An 18,014-nucleotide genomic window follows, 5' to 3' on the forward strand; every position below is an offset into this window, starting at 1 on the left:
GCCGAATTGAGCGCGGCCTCCAGAATGCCCTTGCCCTTGTGGACCTCGGCCTCGGCAAATTCGATCATCAGGATCGCGTTCTTGGCGGCCAGACCCATGGTGGTGGTGAGGCCGATCTGCAGATAGACATCGTTCTCCAGACCGCGCAGCGTCACCATGGCGATGGCGCCCACCAGACCCAGCGGGACCACCAGCAGCACGGCCACCGGCACGCTCCAGCTTTCATAGAGCGCGGCAAGGCACAGGAAGACCACGATCAGCGATACGCCATAGAGGATCGGCGCCTGACCGCCCGCCAGCCGCTCCTGATAGGAGGTGCCCGACCAGGCCACGCCGACGCCGGGATATTTGTCGGCGATTTCCTGGAAGGCGTTCATCGAATCGCCCGAGGAATAACCTGCTGCGGGCTGGCCCGAGAACTCATAGTTCGAGATGGCGTTGAAGCGCAGCAGCGAGGTCGGCGCCTTGCCCCAGCTGGCCGAGGCGAAGGTGGAGAAGGGCACCATCTGCCCGTCACCGCCGCGCACATGCCAGTTGTTGAGGTCTTCCGGACGCGAGCGGAACGGCCCGTCACCCATCACATAGACGCGCTTCACACGGTCGCGATCGACGAAATCGTTGACATAGGTGCCGCCCCAGGCGGTCGAGAGCGTGTTGTTCACATTGGCCGCCGTGATGCCCAGCGCCTGCAATTTCTGCGTGTCGGTGCTGATTTTCAGCGTGGGCTGGTCGGGCAGGTTGGTCAGGCGGACATTGGCGAGGCGCTTGTCGGCGCGGCAATCGGCCAGCACCTGGTCGCGCACCTTGGCGAATTCCTCGCGCGACAGGCCGCCGGTGTTCTGCAGCTCGGCCTGAAAGCCCGTGGCCTGACCTAACCCACGCACAATAGGCGGCTGCAGCGCATAGAATTCCAGATCGCGGAAGCCGCTCATCGCCTTGGTGGCGCGGTTGGTGATGGCCTCGGCGGTGTTCTGATCGCCCGCGCGGTCGTCCCAGTCGGTCATGGAGATAAAGCCGCGGCCCACATTCTGACCGTTGCCGCCGCCGCCGCCGCCGGCCACCGTTAGCACCACATCGACATTCTTGGGCTCCTGATCGAGAAAATATTTCTCGATGGCGAGCTGCGCCTGCTGCGTGCGCTCGATGGTGGCGCCCGAGGGGAGCTGGAAGCTGAGCTGGCCGAAGCCCTGATCCTCATTGGGCAGGAAGCCGGTGGGCAGGCGCAGGAACAGGAAGGCCAGCAGCGCCAGCATCACCACATAGGCGATCAGCGGGCGGCGCTTGTGATGCGCCACCTTTTCGGCGCGGGGATAGTACCAGCCGATCAGCTTGCCGAAATAGAGGTCGAACTTGACGCGCATCCAATGGCTGGCGCGGCCCACCAGACTGGTTTCATCCTCATCCTCGGGGCGCTTGAGCAGGGTGGCGCACAGCGCCGGCGTCAGGATCATCGCCACCAGCACCGACAGCACCATGGCCGAGACGATGGTGATCGAGAACTGGCGATAGATCACGCCGGTGGAGCCGCCGAAGAACGCCATCGGCACGAATACCGCCGACAGCACCAGCGCGATGCCGACCAGCGCGCCCGTGATTTGCCCCATCGATTTGCGCGTGGCCTCGCGCGGGCTCAGCCCTTCCTCGCGCATCACGCGCTCGACGTTTTCCACCACCACGATGGCGTCGTCCACCAGCAGGCCGATCGCCAGCACCATGCCGAACAGCGTCAGGGTGTTGATCGAATAGCCGAAGGCGGCCAGCACGCCGAAGGTGCCCAGCAGCACCACCGGCACGGCGATGGTCGGGATCAGCGTGGCGCGCAAGTTCTGCAGGAACAGGTACATCACCAGGACCACCAGCACGATGGCTTCGAGCAGCGTTTTCACCACGTCCTCGATCGAGGGTTGTTGATGAAGTCGCGTGGTGTCTTTGGCGACCTAGGCCATCTTCATAGCCCCGTGGGGGCAGCTTCTGGCGCGCTCCGACCTTGGCCTTCACCAGCTTGGCGGTGTTCAGGGCGTTGGCGCCCGGAGGCCAGCTAGATGCACCGCCAGCGCCGCCGCCGGGGTGGCCGTTGACGCGGGCTGACCACGCCATAGCTTTCCGCGCCCAGCTCGATGCGGGCCACGTGCCCCCAGCCGCACCCTGGGCGCCGATTGGCCTGTCGCTCTTCAGGCATGATCTGGGCGAACTGTTCCGGCGTCTGCAGCCGCGACTGGGCGTTTACCGTGGCGTTCAGCTGCTGGCCCGCCGGGCTGGGCAGCGCGCCGAGCTGGCCGGCGGCCACCTGGGCGTTCTGCGCGTTGATCGGCGTTGGTGATGTCGCTGGGCATCAGCGCATAGCTGGCCAGCTTGTTGGGATCGAGCCAGATGCGCATCGCGTATTGCGAGCCGAACACCTGCACGTCCCCCACGCCCTCGATGCGCGACAGCGGATCCTGCAGGTTGCTGACCAGATAGTCGGAGATATCGGCCATCGTCGCCTTGTCGCTTTCGTCATACAGCCCGACGATCAGCAGGAAGCTGCTCGGGGACTTCGTCACCGTCACGCCCTGCTGCGGCACCTGCGCTGGGCAGGCGGCTTTCCGCCTGCTGCACCTTGTTTTGCACCTGCACCTGCGCGATATCCGGATCGGTGCCCTGATCAAAGGTGACGTTGATACTGACCGAGCCGCTGGAGCTGCTGGTCGAAGAAAAATACAGCAGGCCGTCCAGGCCGGTGAGCTGCTGCTCAATCACCTGCGTGACGCTGTTTTCCAGCGTTTCCGCGTCTGCGCCCGGGTAGGTGGCGGAGATGGAAATCTGCGGCGGTGAGACGTCCGGGTACTGCGAAACAGGCAACGAGTTGATCGACATCAGGCCGCACAGCATGATGATGATGGCGATCACCCAGGCAAAAATGGGCCGATCGATGAAAATGCGCGACATGGATCAGCCTTACTTTGCGCCAGCGGCGCCGTTTTTGCCCAGCTTGTAACCCTGAGCGGTCTTTTCCGGCACCGGCTTGATCTCGCCATTGGGGCGCAGCAGGCCAAGGCCCTGCGTGATCACCTTGTCGCCCGGCTTGATGCCATCGGTCACCACCCAGCTGTCGCCCACGGTGCGCAGCGCGGTGACCTGACGCATCTCGGCCTTGTTGCCCTGCGCCACCACGAAAACCGTGGCGGTGCCCTTGGCATCGCGGCTGACCGCGCCCTGAGGCACCAGAATGACCCTGGTCTGCACCGCCTGGCTCAGCCGCGCACGCACGAAGAGGCCGGGCAGCAGCAAGCCCTGCGGATTGGGGAAGCGGGCACGCAGCGTGACCGTGCCGGTGGCGGCATCGACCGTCACTTCGGAGAATTGCAGCTTGCCGGGCAGGGGGTAATCCTTGCCGTCATCCAGCTTCAGCTTCACATCGGGCTCGCGCGCCTGGGCGCCGCCATCGGCCAGCGCCTGACGCAGCTTCATCATGTCCGCGGCATTCTGCTGAATGTCGACATAGATCGGGTCGAGAACCGATATGGTGGCCAGCGCATCGGCCTGATTGGCCGTGACCAGCGCGCCATCGGTATAGGCCGAGCGGCTGATGCGCCCGGTCAGCGGGGCAGGCACGGTGGTGTAATGCAAGTTGATCCGCGCGGTATCGAGCGCGGCGCGGGTCTGCAGCACGCTGGCCGCCGCTGTGCGCGCGGTGGCGGCGGCATCGGTGTAATCCTGCTGCGAGACGGCCTGGGCGGCAGCCAGCGGCTTGTACCGGTCGGCCTTGACCTTGGCGGCCTCGGCGCTGGCCTGGGCGCTGGTCAGATTGGCCTGCGCCTGATTGGCGGCGGCGCGATAGAGGCTGGGGTCGATGCGGTAGAGCGGCTGGCCCTCCTTCACGATGGCGCCTTCCTCGAACAGGCGCTTCTCGATGATGCCATTGACCTGCGGGCGCACCTGCGAGACGCGGAAAGGCGCGGTGCGGCCGGGCAGTTCGACCTCCAGCGGCACGGTGCTTTCGGTGGCGACCCAATAGCCGACCTCGACCGGCCCTTTCGCCTTGCCCTTGTCCTTGCCCGAACAGGCCGCAAGGCCAAGGCTGCCGGCCAGCAGCAGCGCCACGGCGACACGCATGCGCGGGGCAGGCAGAAGGGGCTGGCGCTTGGCCAGCGCGAGGGCGAAAACTGTATGGGTCATGAACGGGCTCTTCGGGCGAAGGTAGGGGGCAAGTCAAGGTGGAGAGCGTGCACTTGGCGACATCGTGACAATTTGTTACGCGGCCGCCCGGCCCGGTGTTTGCCGGTTTTGCGGGGGCTCTGCCAGAGGGGCATCGCTGTTTTCCCCCGTATGGGGAATTGGAAAGGTGGTCGGCGCTATCGCATCAACCACCCTCTACTTTTGTCTTATGCCATGTTGCCCGAGGTCTGCGCAGTGGCTCAGAGTCGGATTGCGGCACCGGCCCTCTCCCCCACCCGGCCACCCAACGAAAGGATGATATGGGTGGCCGGGTGGGGGAGAGGGCTGGTGCCGCACTGAAAATGCGCTTTAGCGCATTTTCCACACGGGCTCTCAGGGCTTGGGCAGATCGACTCCCTCAGGCAGGACCACCGTTTCCACCGCAAGGGCATCGCCCAGATAGCGCCGGGCGGCGGCCTGAACCTGCTCGGGCGTGACGGCCATCAGCCTTTCCTTGGCGTGCAGATTGCGCTCGATATGCTCGGGCTCGCTCTGGGCGCGCATGGTCAGGCCCATCCAGCCCGCATTGCTCTTGAGCGCATTGTCGAAGCCCTCGGCCAGCGGCGCGCGGGCGCGCTGGAACACATCCTGGCTGACGCCATGATCGCGCAATGCCGCCAGCGCCTCGCGGATGGCGGCGCGGGTGGCGTTCAAATCCTTCACATCGACCGAGGCGTTGATCGTGAAGAGGCCAAAACCCTTGTAGGTGCGTGAGGTGTCGCTGCTGGAACCGGGGGAATAGGCCTTGCCCAGCTTCTGGCGCAGGGTTTCGGTGAGCTGGATGCGCACCACACGCTCCAGCATGTTGAGCACCTGCTTTTCCTGCGGGTCATTGTCGTCGCGGGTCAGCCAGACGAGATAGACCAGCGACTGGTCCTTCGCCCCTTCATGGCGCACCACGCGCAAGGCATGGTTGGCGGTGAAAGGCCGCGTGCGGCGGTCGGCATAGGGCTGGAACTCGGGCTCACGCGCGGGCAGGGCGCCCAGCGTGCGCGCGACCGAGGCGATGGCCTTGTCCTCATTCACATCGCCGACGATGCCCACCTCGATGGCGCCATGGGCCAGACGGTCGCTCATCGCGGCCTTGAGTCTGGTGAAATTCTGAGCGCGATAGGCGGTGATCGGCTGGCGGGTGAAGCGCGGATCGCCATCCGAAAGAATGCCGCCCAACTGCGAGACCAGCGCGGCGGCAGGCGTGGAGATGCTCTGCGCGAACATCGTGTCGACCGACTGGCGGAAGGGCACCTCACCCTCGGGCCGATAGCCCGGATCGGTGAGCAGCGCGGCCATCAGCTCCATCTGCAGGTCGAGGTCGACGGGCAGCACGCCCGCCGCGCTGATGAAGGTGTCACCGCCATTGGTCAGCCCCAGCCCATAGGAGTGCCCAGCCAGGATCGTGCGCAGATCCTCGCGGCTGTGCTTGCCCAGGCCGCCGCTGCCCAGCGCCGAGGTCATCGCGACCGCCAGCGGATCGGCCTTGGTGGCCAGCATCGTGCCGCCGTCGAGCGACATGGAGACCATCACCTGATCCTTGGCCAGATCGGTGTGCTTCAGATTGAGCCGCACGCCATTGGCGAAACGGATCTCGCGGATGCCGCGTATCGGCTCGCGATGGTCGGAGACGATCTTGCCCGCCGGGCCGAAGTCCTTGTAGGCGAAGGGTGTTTCGGCCTGCTGCTCGTCGTCGGGCAGGGCGGCTTTCACGCCTTCCTCCCATGCCGCGCGCAGGGCTGCCGCGCCGCCTTCGGGCGCCTTGGCACCCTCGAAGCGGATCAGCGGGTCCTCGAAGGGCACGGCCTCGGTTTTCAGGGCTGCCAGCACCGCCTCGGGGGTGATGCGCGGGATCAGGGCCTGAATGCGCGCATCCGTCGCCACCGGCGTCGAGGGCACCATATCGTCGCGCAGCAGGGCGAAGGCATTGCCCAGCAGCGCGCCGCTGCTGCGCGTATCCTGAGCGGCGGCGGCATGTTCGGCATTGGTTTTCAGATTGGCGACCTGCTCGGCGACCTCCGCCTTGGTGAAGCCGCGATCGAGCGCGCGGCGCAAGGTGCTGACCGCCGCGATCAGCCCCTTGTGCCAGCCGCCGATGTCGGTTTCGACCATCAGCGTGGTGCTGCGCCCGGCCTTCTGCAGGCCCGAGGTGCCATAGCCCGCGCCGCGATAGGGCGGATTGGTCCGCGCCGCCAGATGCTGCAACCGGCGCTGAATGATGCCATAGCCGATCGAGCGCAGCGTATCCTCGTCGCGCTGGGCCTGTGTGTCGGGCTCCTCGGGCCATGGGCCCTGCGCGGTGATGTCGATCCGCTCCGGGCTGGCGGGATCGAGATAGATCGAGGTGCGGCCCTTGTTGGTCAGATCGATCGGTCCGCCCTTTTCCTCGGGCGGATTATGCGCGGATTTCCAGCTTGCGAAATGGGCCTTGATGGCGCTTTCCACCGCTGCCGGATCGACGTCGCCCACCACGATCACCGTCGTTCGCGCGGGCACGTAATGGCGCGACCAGAAGGCGCGCAGCGTGTCGGGCGTGGCGGCGTCGAGCGCCTCGGTTGTGCCGATGGGCAGGCGCTGGGCAAAGCGGGCGCCCGGCACGGTGAACTTCAGCCGGTCTTCCAGCGCGCGGTAGGACCAGCTGTTGCGGTCGCGCTTTTCGGCCAGCACCACGCCGCGCTCACGGGTGGTTTCGGCAGCGGGGAAGGTCAGTTCGCTGGCGGTCTCGCGCATCAGCATCAGCGCGGTGTCGATCAGCGAGGCATCGTTGCGCGGCAGATCGAGCTGATAGGTGGTGTGATCGAAGCTGGTCTGGGCGTTGGTGTCGGCACCGAAGGCCAGCCCCAGCCGCTCCAGCAGGCGGATCATTTCGCCCGAGGGCACATGGGTCGAGCCCTGAAAGGCCATATGCTCGACATAATGGGCATAGCCGCGCTCGGCATCGCTTTCGTCGAGCGATCCGGTGGCGACCTCCATCCGCACCAGCACCTCGCCCTTGGGGGTGGTGTTGGGGCGGATGATGTAGCGCATGCCATTGGGCAGGCGCCCGAAGCGCCATGCCGGGTCGAGCGGCACGTCACTTTTTTCAAAAGCCCAATTCCCAGATATCTGGCTGGGCTTGGCTGCCTCTTTCGCTTTCGCGCCCGCCGCTGCCCTGCCGGTGGCAGGTTTGGCCACGGAGGCCTGAGCAAGCACCATGCTGCCGGCACAGGCGGCCAGCAGCAGGGTTTTGAACGAAAGGCGCGAACGCGTCGGAGGCAGGTTCAGCTTATTTGCCCCGCAGCTTGCGGTGGACCGAGAGGTCGAACACTTCGGACGGGCCGTTGTTCTCGTTCTCCAGCAGGCCGAGGCGACGCGCGACCTCCTGATAGGCCTCTTCCTCGCCGCCCAGATCGCGGCGGAAACGGTCCTTGTCGAGCTTCTCGCCAGTGGTCATGTCCCACAGGCGGCAGCCGTCGGGGCTGATCTCGTCGGCCAGGATCACGCGGCTGTAGTCGCCATCCCAGATGCGGCCGAATTCCAGCTTGAAGTCGATCAGGCGGATGTTGATCGCGGCGAACATGCCCGACATGAAGTCGTTCACGCGGATGGCCATCGACGAGATGTCATGCATCTCCTCGTTCGAGGCCCAGCCGAAAGCGGCGATATGCTCTTCGGCGACCATCGGATCGCCCAGCGCATCGTCCTTGTAGTAATATTCGATCAGCGTGTGGGGCAGGGGCTCACCCTCGGGGATGCCCAGGCGCTTGCTGATCGAGCCGGCGGCGACATTGCGGACCACCACCTCGATGGGGATGATCTCGACCTGGCGCACAAGCTGCTCGCGCATGTTGAGGCGCTTGATGAAATGAGTCGGGATGCCGATGTGGTTCAGGCGGGTGAACACATACTCGCTGATGCGGTTGTTGATCACGCCCTTGCCGTTGATCGTGCCCTTCTTCTGTGCGTTGAAGGCGGTGGCGTCATCCTTGAAATACTGGATGATCGTGCCCGGCTCGGGGCCCTCGTAAAGGATCTTGGCCTTGCCTTCGTAGATTTGGCGGCGACGGGACATGGGCAAATCCTTTATCAATTCAACGGTAGCGAACGGGTCGGACGCAGCATCCGGCCCCAAAAGGCGAGCCCCGGCACACAGGTCTGTCGCGCAAAGACGACAGCGCCGCGCGGCCGGGGCATAAAGGCCATATAGGCCAAGCTTCGCGCGGGTTCAACCACGTGTGGGGCCTGCTGTGTCAAGGGGGCGAATGACACTCAATCCTCGATCAGCACGCCGGTGGCGAAGAAGGATTCCAGTGCCTTGGCATGGGGCTGCCAGTCGATGCCGCGCTCGGCCAGCCAGTCATCGCAGCAGCAGGTGTCGGTGTAGCGCTCGCCGCCATCGCACAGGATGGTGACGACCGAGCCGCTTTGCCCGCGCGCCGCCATGTCGGAGATCAGCCGCGCGCAGGCCCAGATGTTGGTGCCCGTCGAGCCGCCGACAGGCCGCCCCAGCCGCGCCGAGATCACCCGCATCGCCGCGATCGAGCGCGCGTCGGAAATGGCGTCCATCCGGTCGATCACATCGGGGATGAAGGAGGGTTCGTGGCGGGGGCGCCCGATCCCCTCGATGATGCTCGACTTGCAGGCGCCCAGCGAGGTGATCGAGCGATCGGCATAGTGCCGGTGGAAGATCGAGGCCTCCGGATCGGCCACGCAAAGCTGCGTGTCGACCCGGCGATAGCGCAGATAGCGCCCGATGGTGGCCGATGTGCCGCCCGTGCCCGCGCCGCAGACCACCCAGGCGGGGATGGGATGCTCTTCGCGCGCCATCTGCTGGAAGATCGATTCGGCGATGTTGTTGTTGCCGCGCCAGTCGGTGGCCCGCTCGGCATAGGTGAACTGGTCCATGTAATGGCCGCCGGTTTCGGCCGCCAGACGCGCGCTTGCCTCGTAGACCTCGCCGGGGCTGTCGACATAATGGATCTCGCCGCCATGGAAGCGGATCAGCGCGATCTTGGCCGCCGCCACGGTCTTGGGCACCACGGCGATAAAGCGCAGCCCCAGCAGACGGGCGAAATAGGCCTCCGACACGGCGGTGGAGCCCGAAGAGGCCTCGATCACCGTGGTGTCGGGCCCGATCCAGTCGTTGCACAGGGCATAAAGGAACAGCGAGCGGGCGAGGCGATGCTTCAGGCTGCCCGTGGGGTGGCTGCTCTCATCCTTGAAATAGAGCGTGATGCCCCCGCCTGGAATCTGGCTTGTACCCTCGATCGCATGGTTGATGAGATGCGTGTCGCTGGTGCGCGTGATGTCGGCTTCGATGCGGCGGATGGCCTGGGCGTTCCAGGCGCGCCTCTCGCTCAGGGCTGCTTGCGTCATGCCGCTCACTTCTCTCTGGCGGGGCTGTTGTCAAGGAGCAGATCACCGATTGCATGAGCATGTTTGGAAAATGTGCGAAAGGGCACATTTTCGCGGCACCGGCCCTCTCCCCCGCCCGGCCACCCAACGGCAGTATTCTATGGGTGGCCGGGCGGGGGAGAGGGCCGGTGCCGGACCATCCGGCGCAGCCGGATGGTCTCAAACGGTGTAAAGATTGCAGGTCGAGGCGGTGACGGTGGGGGCGGGGTTGTAGATCATCGAATAATCGCGGGTGTCGCGCACCACATAAGAGGCGACATAATGGATGAGCATCGGCTTGACATACAGTGTGCCGAACAGCGCCTGATAATCGTAATTGATCTCCACGAACATCACGCCATAGCCCAGCGGCGCGCTCACCTGAGGTGAGGAATCGCCCATGCCTGCCGAGACTGTCCCCGCATTGGCCAGCGTGGCCGTGGTGCCCGCCGTGGTCGTGGTGGTGCCGTAGGAGCTGTCGTAACCGGTGCCGCTGCGCTTGCCGAGGCAACGCTGCCAGTGGATGCGCTGAACCGGCACCACATCATAGGTCTGTGGCACATATTCCAGACTGGACAGGGTGACGCGGCCATAGGTGGACAGCTTGATCCCCGAACTTTGCAGGCGCACGCCGGAAAAGATGTCGTTGATGTCGGTCTCGCGGATTTGGGTGGTGGCCAGCGTGCTGGCCAGGCCCACGCGGCTGGCATTGTCGGCCAGAGTCATGGCGACCTGGCTGACACGCATCTGCGAAAGGCCATAATTGGCAAATTCGATGCCCGCCCCGCCCAGATACATCACCAGCGGCAGCATGAAGGCAAATTCGATGGCGGCGGCGGCTTGGCGGTCGCGCCACAGGCGCCGCGTGATGCCCATCATTTTGCGCTTCCCCCTCATGTGCAGATCGTGGTGGGGGTGGGCACGGTCTGGGCGGTGTAGGGCTGGTTTTTGAGAATGGTGGTGGCCGAGATCGTCACCAGCTTGCCCCAGCCCATCCATCCCCCGGTGGGGAAGAGGCGCGGATAGGTCATGGTCGAGGTGTAGACCACCGTGTCGCCCGCGCCGCCATTGCCGCTGATGCCGGGGTTGGCATCCCACTGGCTGTTGCCGTTCACATCGGTGAAGCATTCGCCCGGATCGCGCACGCCATTGCCGTTGCTGTCGGTGAAGGGCTCGGGCGAGATATAGCCATATTGGGCATAGCTCATCCGCGTGGGATAGCCGCTGACATAGGCGGCATTGCGATTGGCCGCCTGCACGAGCGTGAGGACCTGCGCGTCGATGGTAGCCGGAGTGGCGTTCTGGATGGTGGAATCGCGCCCGGCCTTCTGCACCGCGCCGCTCAGGATCGCCTGCATGTAGAGCTGATAGGCGAAATCGCAGAGCCCCATCACCATCAGCAGCGCGACCGGCGCGGTCATGGCAAATTCGATCGCCGCCGCCCCCTTGCGCGCCCGCGCCAGAGCGCGCAGCAGGCGGGATATCCGTCGCGCCACGCTCATTGCGAGATCCGCAGGCTGGAGACCTGCTTGGCGATGTTGGTGAAGGCCGCCGAGAGGCCGGTGCCGCTGGTGGTGGCCAGCGCCTGACTGTTCGATGTGGCGCAGGACACCAGCGGAGCCGGAGCTGTGGTGGCGATGGACACCGTCCAGATGTTGATGTTGCGCGCCTTGGCCGCCGAACATTCGGCAAGGAAGCGCTGGATGTGATAGTTGGTGAGGTTGCTGAAATCACCGCCGGAGACGCGCCGGTCGTAATATTCGTTGCCATACATGCCATAGATGCGCAGGTCGGGGGCCATCGCGCCATCGGTCAGGAAAACGATCACCCGGTTGGGGGCGGTGCGTCCCGGCCAGGGGGCGGTGTCATTGGCGAAGATGCCGGTGGGTGAAATCAGCCGCGTGCCCCAGATCATCCCCGTATCGTGATAGGTGCCGCCGATGGGCTTGAAATCGGGCGCGTTGACATAGGCCGAGACCTGGGCCCGCGTCATCGTCGACAGGCGGGAGACCGGCTTGCCGCAGGTGACGTAGCCCGATGTGACAAGGCTGGGGTTGAGGATGTTGGGGTTGGGGTCGGCGAAATCCAGCAGGGTCGAGGTCGTTCCCGTGGAAGGGTTGTTGTAATAGGAAGCAGAGACATACGGCCAGTTGCTGGTCGAGGAATTGCGCAGGTAAAAGACATCGGGCCACATCGGTTTCCACTGCGTCCTGATGTCGCTGGTGGGGACCAGATCGGGGTCGAGATCGTAAGGCAGGGCGTTGATGTTGAAGCTGGTGACGCCCGGCGTGGTATAGCGTTCCTCCAGACAGCCCGCCCAGCCGCTGTTGACGCCGATCTTGGTCGGATCGGGCGTGGGCAGGCCGGTGGCGTAGACGCTCAGATTTTCCGACACTGGCTGATAGGTATAGGCCAATGGAATGCCCAACAGGCTGAGCGAGATGCTGCGCGCGTTGTAGGTCCAGTTCGTGTTGGGGCTGCCGAGCCCGCCCACGATGTATTTGGGCGAGATATCCATCACTGCCCGCCCGGCATTCACCGTCGATGTATAGGTGACGAAGCCGTAGCGGATATGGGTCTGCGCGCTGGAGGCGGCGGTGAGCGTGTCGTAGAAGCTGAGCACCGCCGTGCGCAGCGCCGATATGCGCGATCCCGATTTTTCAGGGACATAATAGGCTGTCGATCCCGGATAGCCCGCCATGCTGTTGTTGCCGCTGGCAGAGCCGTCGAGCGGGCGCAGATAGGACACTTTGCCGGCGCTGCCCGCGTAATTGTTGCAGGTGTTGTCATCGTCGCCGGGCAGGCAGGCCATCGATCCGGTGGTGTCCAGCACGAAGATCACATCGGTATCGGGCACATCGAGCCGCGCGGCGCAGGTGGCCGTCAGCGAGACCGAGTTGATCCCCAGAATCCGCATGATGACGGTGGGCACCGTCACCTGCGCCGAGGCGGACAACTGCCCGTCCGATGTTTTCGACGGGGTGAAGGTCACGCCGGTGGTGCCGAACCAGCCGCTGCTGAAATTGTTCTTGAAAAAGCTCTGCGCCTGGGCGGTGGCGACGGCGTCCAGAATGCCGTTGAGCGTCGTGTCCGTCATCGCCCGGCGCCCGGCCAGCGCGCCCGCGTCGCAGGCCTGCTGCAGGCGGGAGTTCACCACATAGAAGCGCGCCGCATCGATTGCGCAGCCCACGAAGCAGGCCAGCACGAACATCATGCCGGCCATCATGATCATCACATTGCCCGCTCTGTCCCTGCGCAGCCGAGAAAGCAGTCCAGGGGCGCGACGGGGGGGGATGTCCGCCATGGTGGGGATCGCCTCGCCTGTTACGGCCATCCTCCATGGGTGGCACCATGCTGTCATGGCATGGGCTGATTGATAGCCTGCGAGTGGGCGATTCAGCATATGTGCTTAACGATTGCGGCGCTGCGCTAACCCTCATGACGCAAGGCTGAGCAGGCCCCTCCGCAAGATGCCGGAGGGAAACGGTATCATGACACCGCCTTGGCACGGTCCCGGCGCGGCCACGGTCCGCCAAGGGTAAGCGAACATGGTGAAGATCGCCATTTCCGGCGGTTCCTTAGGGATGGCGCTTCTATGGACGAACCCTTTGAGGAACAATCCTGATTTCCGCACTTTTAGCGTGTGTCGGCTCACAGACGGGGACATGAAGATGACGGCACGCACCCTGATCCAGTTCTTCCATTGGTACTATCCCGAGGGCGGCCATCTGTGGGGTGAGGCTGCCGACAAGGCTTCCGCGCTGGCCAAGATGGGGATCACCGATGTGTGGTTGCCCCCGGCCTATAAGGGAGCGTCGGGCGGGGCGTCGGTGGGCTATGACACCTATGACCTCTTCGATCTGGGCGAGTTCGACCAGAAGGGCTCCGTCCCCACCAAATATGGCGACCGCGCCGCGCTGGAAAAGGCCACCAAAGCCCTGCGCGATGCCGGTCTGCGGGTGATCCACGATGTGGTGCTCAACCACAAGATGGGCGCCGACGAGAAGGAGCGCGTGCAGGTCCACCGCGTCAATCCCGAGGATCGCACCCAGATCGAGGAGGAGGCCTTCGAGGCCGATGCCTACACCAAATTCACCTTCCCAGGCCGGGCGGGGCAGCATTCGCAATTCGTTTGGGATGTGAAATGCTTTGCCGGGGTGGACTGCATCGAGAACCCCGACGAGCAGGGCGTGTTCCGGCTGGTCAACGAATATGGCGACGGCGAATGGAACGAGGAAGTCGACGACGAACTCGGCAATTTCGACTATCTGATGGGCGCCGATGTCGAGTTCCGCAACCGCGCGGTCTATGAGGAGCTGAAATATTGGGGCCGCTGGCTGGCCGGGCAGCTTCCCACCGACGGTTTCCGCCTCGATGCGGCCAAACATATTCCCGCCTGGTTCTTCCGCGACTGGGTCGGCCATATGCGCGACACCGTCGACAGCGAGCTTTTCGTGGTCGCCGAATATTGGAAGCCCGATATGGAGGCGCTGCGCCAGTATCTCGATCTGGTCGACAAGCAGTTGATGCTTTTCGATGTGGCGCTGCTTCACCATTTCCATGAGGCTTCACGCGTCGGGGGGATTACGATCTGCGCACGATCTTCGATGGTACGCTGGTTGCCGAGGAGCCCGACCATGCGGTGACTCTGGTGGGCAATCACGACACCCAGCCACTTCAGGCGCTGGAGGCGCCGGTCGAAAGCTGGTTCCAGCCGCTGGCCTATGCGCTGGTGCTGCTGCGCGAGAGCGGCGTGCCCTGCGTGTTCTATCCCGACCTCTATGGCGCGCGTTACACCGATAAGGGGGGGCGACGGCGAGGATCACGAGATCGTGATCGAACCCGTGCCTTGCCTGCCCCAACTGATCGAGGCCCGGCAGCGCTTCGCCCATGGCGAGCAGACCGACATCTTCGACGATGCCAACACCATCGCCTTCATCCGCCACGGCACGCAGGAGCAGCCGGGCTGCGTGGTGCTGCTGGCCAATGGTGACGAGGGCAACAAGGTGGTCGAACTCGGCCCCGACCATGCCGGAGCCGCCTTCCGTGACTTTCTCGGCCATTGCGAGGAGGAGATGCATGCCGATGAGGAAGGTCGCGTCAACCTCAGGGTGAACGGCGGCAGCGTCAGCGTCTGGGTGCGGGCCGACGCGCTGTAACCCAGGCGTCTTTTCCCTGCGGAACTCTGGCAGCGACGGCCTGTTCCTGAAGGCGTGCCGCGCGGTCAGGAAAAGGAGTGAGCGTTATGGCTGACCATCCCTTCGACCAACTGCTGCTGGTGCCCGATGACATCGACCTGACGCGCTCGCCGCTGGCCGGGCATCTGGGGGCGGAAACCTATGTGCTGGGCGCCTTCAATCCGGGGCTGACGCGGCTGCCCAATGGCAATCTGCTGATGATGGTGCGCGTGGCCGAGGCGCTGCGCGAGCCGATCCATGACGGCCATGTCCATGCCATCCGCTGGGATGAGGGGCGTTATGTGCTGGACGCCTGGCCGCTGGAGCATGCCGACACCGCCGATCCGCGCAAATTCATGCTGCTGGGCGGCGGCTGGAAGATCATGGCGCTGACCTCGCTGTCATGGCTGTTGCCGGTGGAGCTGAGCCCTGATGGCACGCGGCGCGTCGCGATCCATTATGACAAGGCCATCGCGCCGCAAAACAGCCTGCAATGCTATGGCGTGGAGGATGCGCGGATCAGCAAGGTGGGGGAGCGCTGGCTGATGACCACCTGCTCGGTCAGTCCCGAGCGGCATTCGACGACGCTTTATACCTCAGGCAACGGGCTGGACTGGGTCTTCGCCGATATCGTGCTGGACCATCAGAACAAGGATATGCTGATCTTTGAAGGGCTGATCGGTGGGCAGTACTGGGCTCAGACGCGACCCTTGGGGGATCTCTATTTCGCCTATCCGCCGGGCAGTGAGTGGCGGGCGGGTCCCTCGATCAATCTCGCGACCTCGCCTGATGCGTTGCACTGGAAGCCGCATCGGCAGCCCGGCATTCGCCCTCACGCGGGTACGGTGGCCACCGCGCGCATGGGGGGCGGGGCGCCGCCGATCCTCACCGATGAGGGGTGGCTCACCTTGTGGCATGGCGTCGAGCCCAAGGAGATCGTGGGCATCTATCGCACCTATTGGTCGCTGCTGGACAGGGATGACCCCGGCGTGGTGCTGCGCAGCGGCGAGGGGCCTCTGCTGGAGGCCGACCCCGAGCTTCTGCGGCCCATCGAGCATCAGATCTATCTGCGCGATGTGGTGTTCACCACGGGGATCGTCGATCAGGGGGATCGCTTTGTGGTGGCCTCGGGCGAAGGCGATCTGGCGTGCCGGATCACCCATGTGCTCAAGGCGGATCTTCGCCTAGAGCCGTGATGCGTGGAGGCGCCCGCCGCTCAGCAATCTGGTCGCTTTGGGCGCCGCGCGCATCATCAGGTTGCCCAGACCCACCGTGGCGGCCAGCACCATAAAGGGCTGGCCGATCAGGAACAGCGGATAGGCCGGCGAGCCGATGGGCCCAAAGATATGGTCACCGATCAGCGGTCCCAGCAGCCAGATCATGATCAGATGGGCGCAGAACATCAGGAACATGTAGGGCTCGATCCTGAGCAGCGGCGCGGCCACCCGGCTGGCCGCGAGCCGCCAGGCGATGGCCCAGAAGAAGATCGCCGTGGCACAGCGCATCGCCAGATCGATCGACGCCAGCATCAGCGGATCGTTGTAGCCGCGATCCACGCCCACCACCTCCAGCCAGACCTTTGCGGTCGCGATCACGGCATAGGGTGCCCCCACCAGCACCAGCGGGCGTGAAGCCATCCACGCCGCCAGATGATGGCGCCGCGCCAGCAGGCCAGCGATGAAGAACAGCAGGATAGAGGGGCGCTGCAGCAGCACCGGAACCGGGTTCACCGGCACCAGCGACCATGCGAGCGCGCCCAGCGCCACAGCGATCAGCACCCGGCTGGGCAGGCGCACCAGCAGCGGCACCGCCAGCATGCAGACGAACAGATCGTGCAGGAAGGGGATCTGCACGTTGATATCGTTGGGCGTGACCAGGCAGAACAGCTCGTCGATGGTCCACCACAGCGTGTCCGGGCGCGGGGCGTAGATCAGCCCCAGATAGGCTGCCCCCGACACGAAGAAGATGGCCAGCGCGTTCCACAGCACCATCGGCAGCAGGATCGTGCGCGCCTTGCCCTTCAGAAAGACCTGCCAGCCGCGTTTCGCGAAAGACGGCCCCACCAGCCAGCCCGAGATCATGGACAGCAGCGGCACCGAACTGCGCGCCATCAGGTCGATCAGCGCCCAGCGCATCAGCCCCTGCGAGGTGTCGTTGAACAGTTGCAGATCCTGCCCGTTGCGCCCCGTCCAGGCATGGACATAGACGATGCCCATGATGCAGATCACCCGCGCGATGCCGATTGCCCGCGACAGGCGCGTCTTTTCATCGAGCGGGGCGGTCTCGTGGGCAAGGGCGGTCTGGGTGGGGGACGCCGTGCGGGCCAGAGCGCGGGCAGATGTCGTCGTCGCTGGCTTCACACTGTCCCGCCTGTTGTCGCGCTTCGGCCAGGCCGCGTCCTGTTCAGACAATTCCATGCGCATCTTGTCATCCTGCCGCTGTTAGGCAGAATTGCAAAGCTGCCAAGCGGCGAAAGGTTGCGCGAGAGGCCTTCCGCGACCAGACGGGCCAGCGGCGGGGCAGGCCGGCGGTTACCCCATGCCTTGCCCGGGCTTGTCACGGCAGGGGCAGGTCAGCGCATGGTCGTTCACCAGCCCCGCCGCCTGCATGAAGGCATGGACGGTGACCGCGCCGACAAATTTGAACCCCTTGGCTTTCAAGGCCTTGGACAGGGCCAGCGAGGCAGGCGTGCTGGCCAGCACCACCTGCCCATCGCCCATCCGGGGCTTGCCGTCCACGAAGCTCCAGATCCAGGCGGAGAAATCCTCGCCCGCATCGCGCATGGCCAGAAAGGCGCGGGCATTGGTGATGGTGGCCTCGATCTTGGCGCGGGCGCGGATGATGCCTTCGTCCTGCATCAGCCTTTCGACATCCTCGGCGCCATAGAGGGCGATGACCGCAGGATCGAACCCCTCGAAGGCGCGGCGAAACCCTTCGCGCCGGTGCAGGATGGTGCGCCATGACAGGCCCGCCTGAAATCCCTCCAGAAGCAGCATTTCCCACAGGTCACGCGGGTCATGCATGGGCACGCCCCATTCTTGATCGTGATAGGCCTCCATCAGCGGATCGCCCTGCGCCCAACCGCAGCGTTGAAGGGCATCTGCCATCGGAAAACCATCCTTTTTGTTCGCAATATGTTCTTAATCTAGCATCGTATCGCCACAGGGGAAGGGGCAAAATCACAGCCCGCGCGCCAAGGCCTTCATCCTGCCGCAAAATCCGCAAGGAAGGGCCGATGACACAGGACTTTAGCCTTGGTCTCAGGACCCAAGTCGC

Annotated in this window: 14 protein-coding genes and 1 pseudogene; 3 read left to right on the plus strand and 12 right to left on the minus strand. The window is 64.7% G+C overall.

Going from position 1 to position 18,014, the window contains the following annotated elements:
* Positions 1–17: 17 nt before the first annotated feature.
* The 10 genes and pseudogenes from ABDW49_RS08620 to ABDW49_RS08665 all read right to left on the minus strand — a co-directional run.
* Positions 18–1,889, minus strand: a pseudogene (locus ABDW49_RS08620) (efflux RND transporter permease subunit); the annotation flags it as partial.
* Positions 1,890–2,171: 282 nt separating this feature from the next.
* Positions 2,172–2,543 (minus strand): efflux RND transporter permease subunit, encoded by a 372-nt coding sequence (locus ABDW49_RS08625; protein WP_343611199.1) that lies wholly within the window; start codon positions 2,541–2,543, stop codon positions 2,172–2,174.
* Positions 2,497–2,928 (minus strand): efflux RND transporter permease subunit, encoded by a 432-nt coding sequence (locus tag ABDW49_RS08630; protein WP_343611201.1) that lies wholly within the window; start codon positions 2,926–2,928, stop codon positions 2,497–2,499. The genes ABDW49_RS08625 and ABDW49_RS08630 overlap by 47 nt, the downstream gene beginning before the upstream one ends.
* A 9-nt stretch (positions 2,929–2,937) precedes the next feature.
* The gene (locus tag ABDW49_RS08635; protein WP_343611202.1) at positions 2,938–4,158 is read right to left on the minus strand and encodes an efflux RND transporter periplasmic adaptor subunit; all 1,221 of its coding nucleotides are present in this window, start codon (positions 4,156–4,158) and stop codon (positions 2,938–2,940) included.
* Positions 4,159–4,530: 372 nt separating this feature from the next.
* Complete coding sequence (locus ABDW49_RS08640) at positions 4,531–7,362, minus strand: insulinase family protein (protein ID WP_343611204.1); 2,832 nt, start codon at positions 7,360–7,362, stop codon at positions 4,531–4,533.
* Positions 7,363–7,453: 91 nt separating this feature from the next.
* On the minus strand, positions 7,454–8,239 hold the full coding sequence (gene purC / locus ABDW49_RS08645; RefSeq protein ID WP_343611206.1) for a phosphoribosylaminoimidazolesuccinocarboxamide synthase: 786 nt from the start codon (positions 8,237–8,239) through the stop codon (positions 7,454–7,456).
* A 197-nt stretch (positions 8,240–8,436) separates the two neighbouring features.
* Positions 8,437–9,543 carry a PLP-dependent cysteine synthase family protein gene (locus tag ABDW49_RS08650; RefSeq protein ID WP_343611208.1) on the minus strand — a complete coding sequence of 369 codons (1,107 nt, stop codon included), beginning with the start codon at positions 9,541–9,543 and terminating at the stop codon, positions 8,437–8,439.
* A gap of 198 nt (positions 9,544–9,741) precedes the next feature.
* Positions 9,742–10,440, minus strand: coding sequence for a TadE/TadG family type IV pilus assembly protein (locus ABDW49_RS08655; protein WP_343611209.1), 699 nt, complete (start codon positions 10,438–10,440; stop codon positions 9,742–9,744).
* A gap of 14 nt (positions 10,441–10,454) precedes the next feature.
* On the minus strand, positions 10,455–11,063 hold the full coding sequence (locus ABDW49_RS08660; protein WP_343611211.1) for a TadE family protein: 609 nt from the start codon (positions 11,061–11,063) through the stop codon (positions 10,455–10,457).
* Complete coding sequence (locus ABDW49_RS08665; protein WP_343611213.1) at positions 11,060–12,793, minus strand: Tad domain-containing protein; 1,734 nt, start codon at positions 12,791–12,793, stop codon at positions 11,060–11,062. Before ABDW49_RS08665 ends, ABDW49_RS08660 begins: the two co-directional genes overlap by 4 nt.
* Positions 12,794–13,232: 439 nt before the next feature.
* On the opposite strand from ABDW49_RS08665, the gene amyA reads away from it, so the two are divergent.
* The 3 genes from amyA (at position 13,233) to ABDW49_RS08680 (ending at position 15,934) form a co-directional block, all read left to right on the plus strand.
* Positions 13,233–14,207 carry an alpha-amylase gene (amyA, locus tag ABDW49_RS08670; RefSeq protein WP_343611215.1) on the plus strand — a complete coding sequence of 325 codons (975 nt, stop codon included), beginning with the start codon at positions 13,233–13,235 and terminating at the stop codon, positions 14,205–14,207.
* Between the two features lie 186 nt (positions 14,208–14,393).
* Positions 14,394–14,720: an alpha-amylase domain-containing protein gene (locus tag ABDW49_RS08675; RefSeq protein ID WP_343611216.1), complete on the plus strand. Its 327-nt coding sequence runs from the start codon at positions 14,394–14,396 to the stop codon at positions 14,718–14,720.
* An 86-nt stretch (positions 14,721–14,806) separates the two neighbouring features.
* Complete coding sequence (locus ABDW49_RS08680) at positions 14,807–15,934, plus strand: glycosidase (RefSeq protein WP_343611218.1); 1,128 nt, start codon at positions 14,807–14,809, stop codon at positions 15,932–15,934.
* Here the strand turns inward: ABDW49_RS08680 and ABDW49_RS08685 are convergent.
* Together ABDW49_RS08685 and ABDW49_RS08690 are read right to left on the minus strand one after the other, a co-directional pair.
* Complete coding sequence (locus ABDW49_RS08685) at positions 15,923–17,155, minus strand: acyltransferase (RefSeq protein WP_343611220.1); 1,233 nt, start codon at positions 17,153–17,155, stop codon at positions 15,923–15,925. The genes ABDW49_RS08680 and ABDW49_RS08685 overlap by 12 nt on opposite strands.
* A gap of 114 nt (positions 17,156–17,269) precedes the next feature.
* A complete protein-coding gene (locus ABDW49_RS08690; RefSeq protein ID WP_343611222.1) occupies positions 17,270–17,845 on the minus strand; it encodes a DNA-3-methyladenine glycosylase I in 576 nt (191 codons plus the stop codon).
* Between the last annotated feature and the right edge of the window lie 169 nt (positions 17,846–18,014).

The organism is Novosphingobium sp., assembly GCF_039595395.1.
GTDB lineage: Bacteria > Pseudomonadota > Alphaproteobacteria > Sphingomonadales > Sphingomonadaceae > Novosphingobium.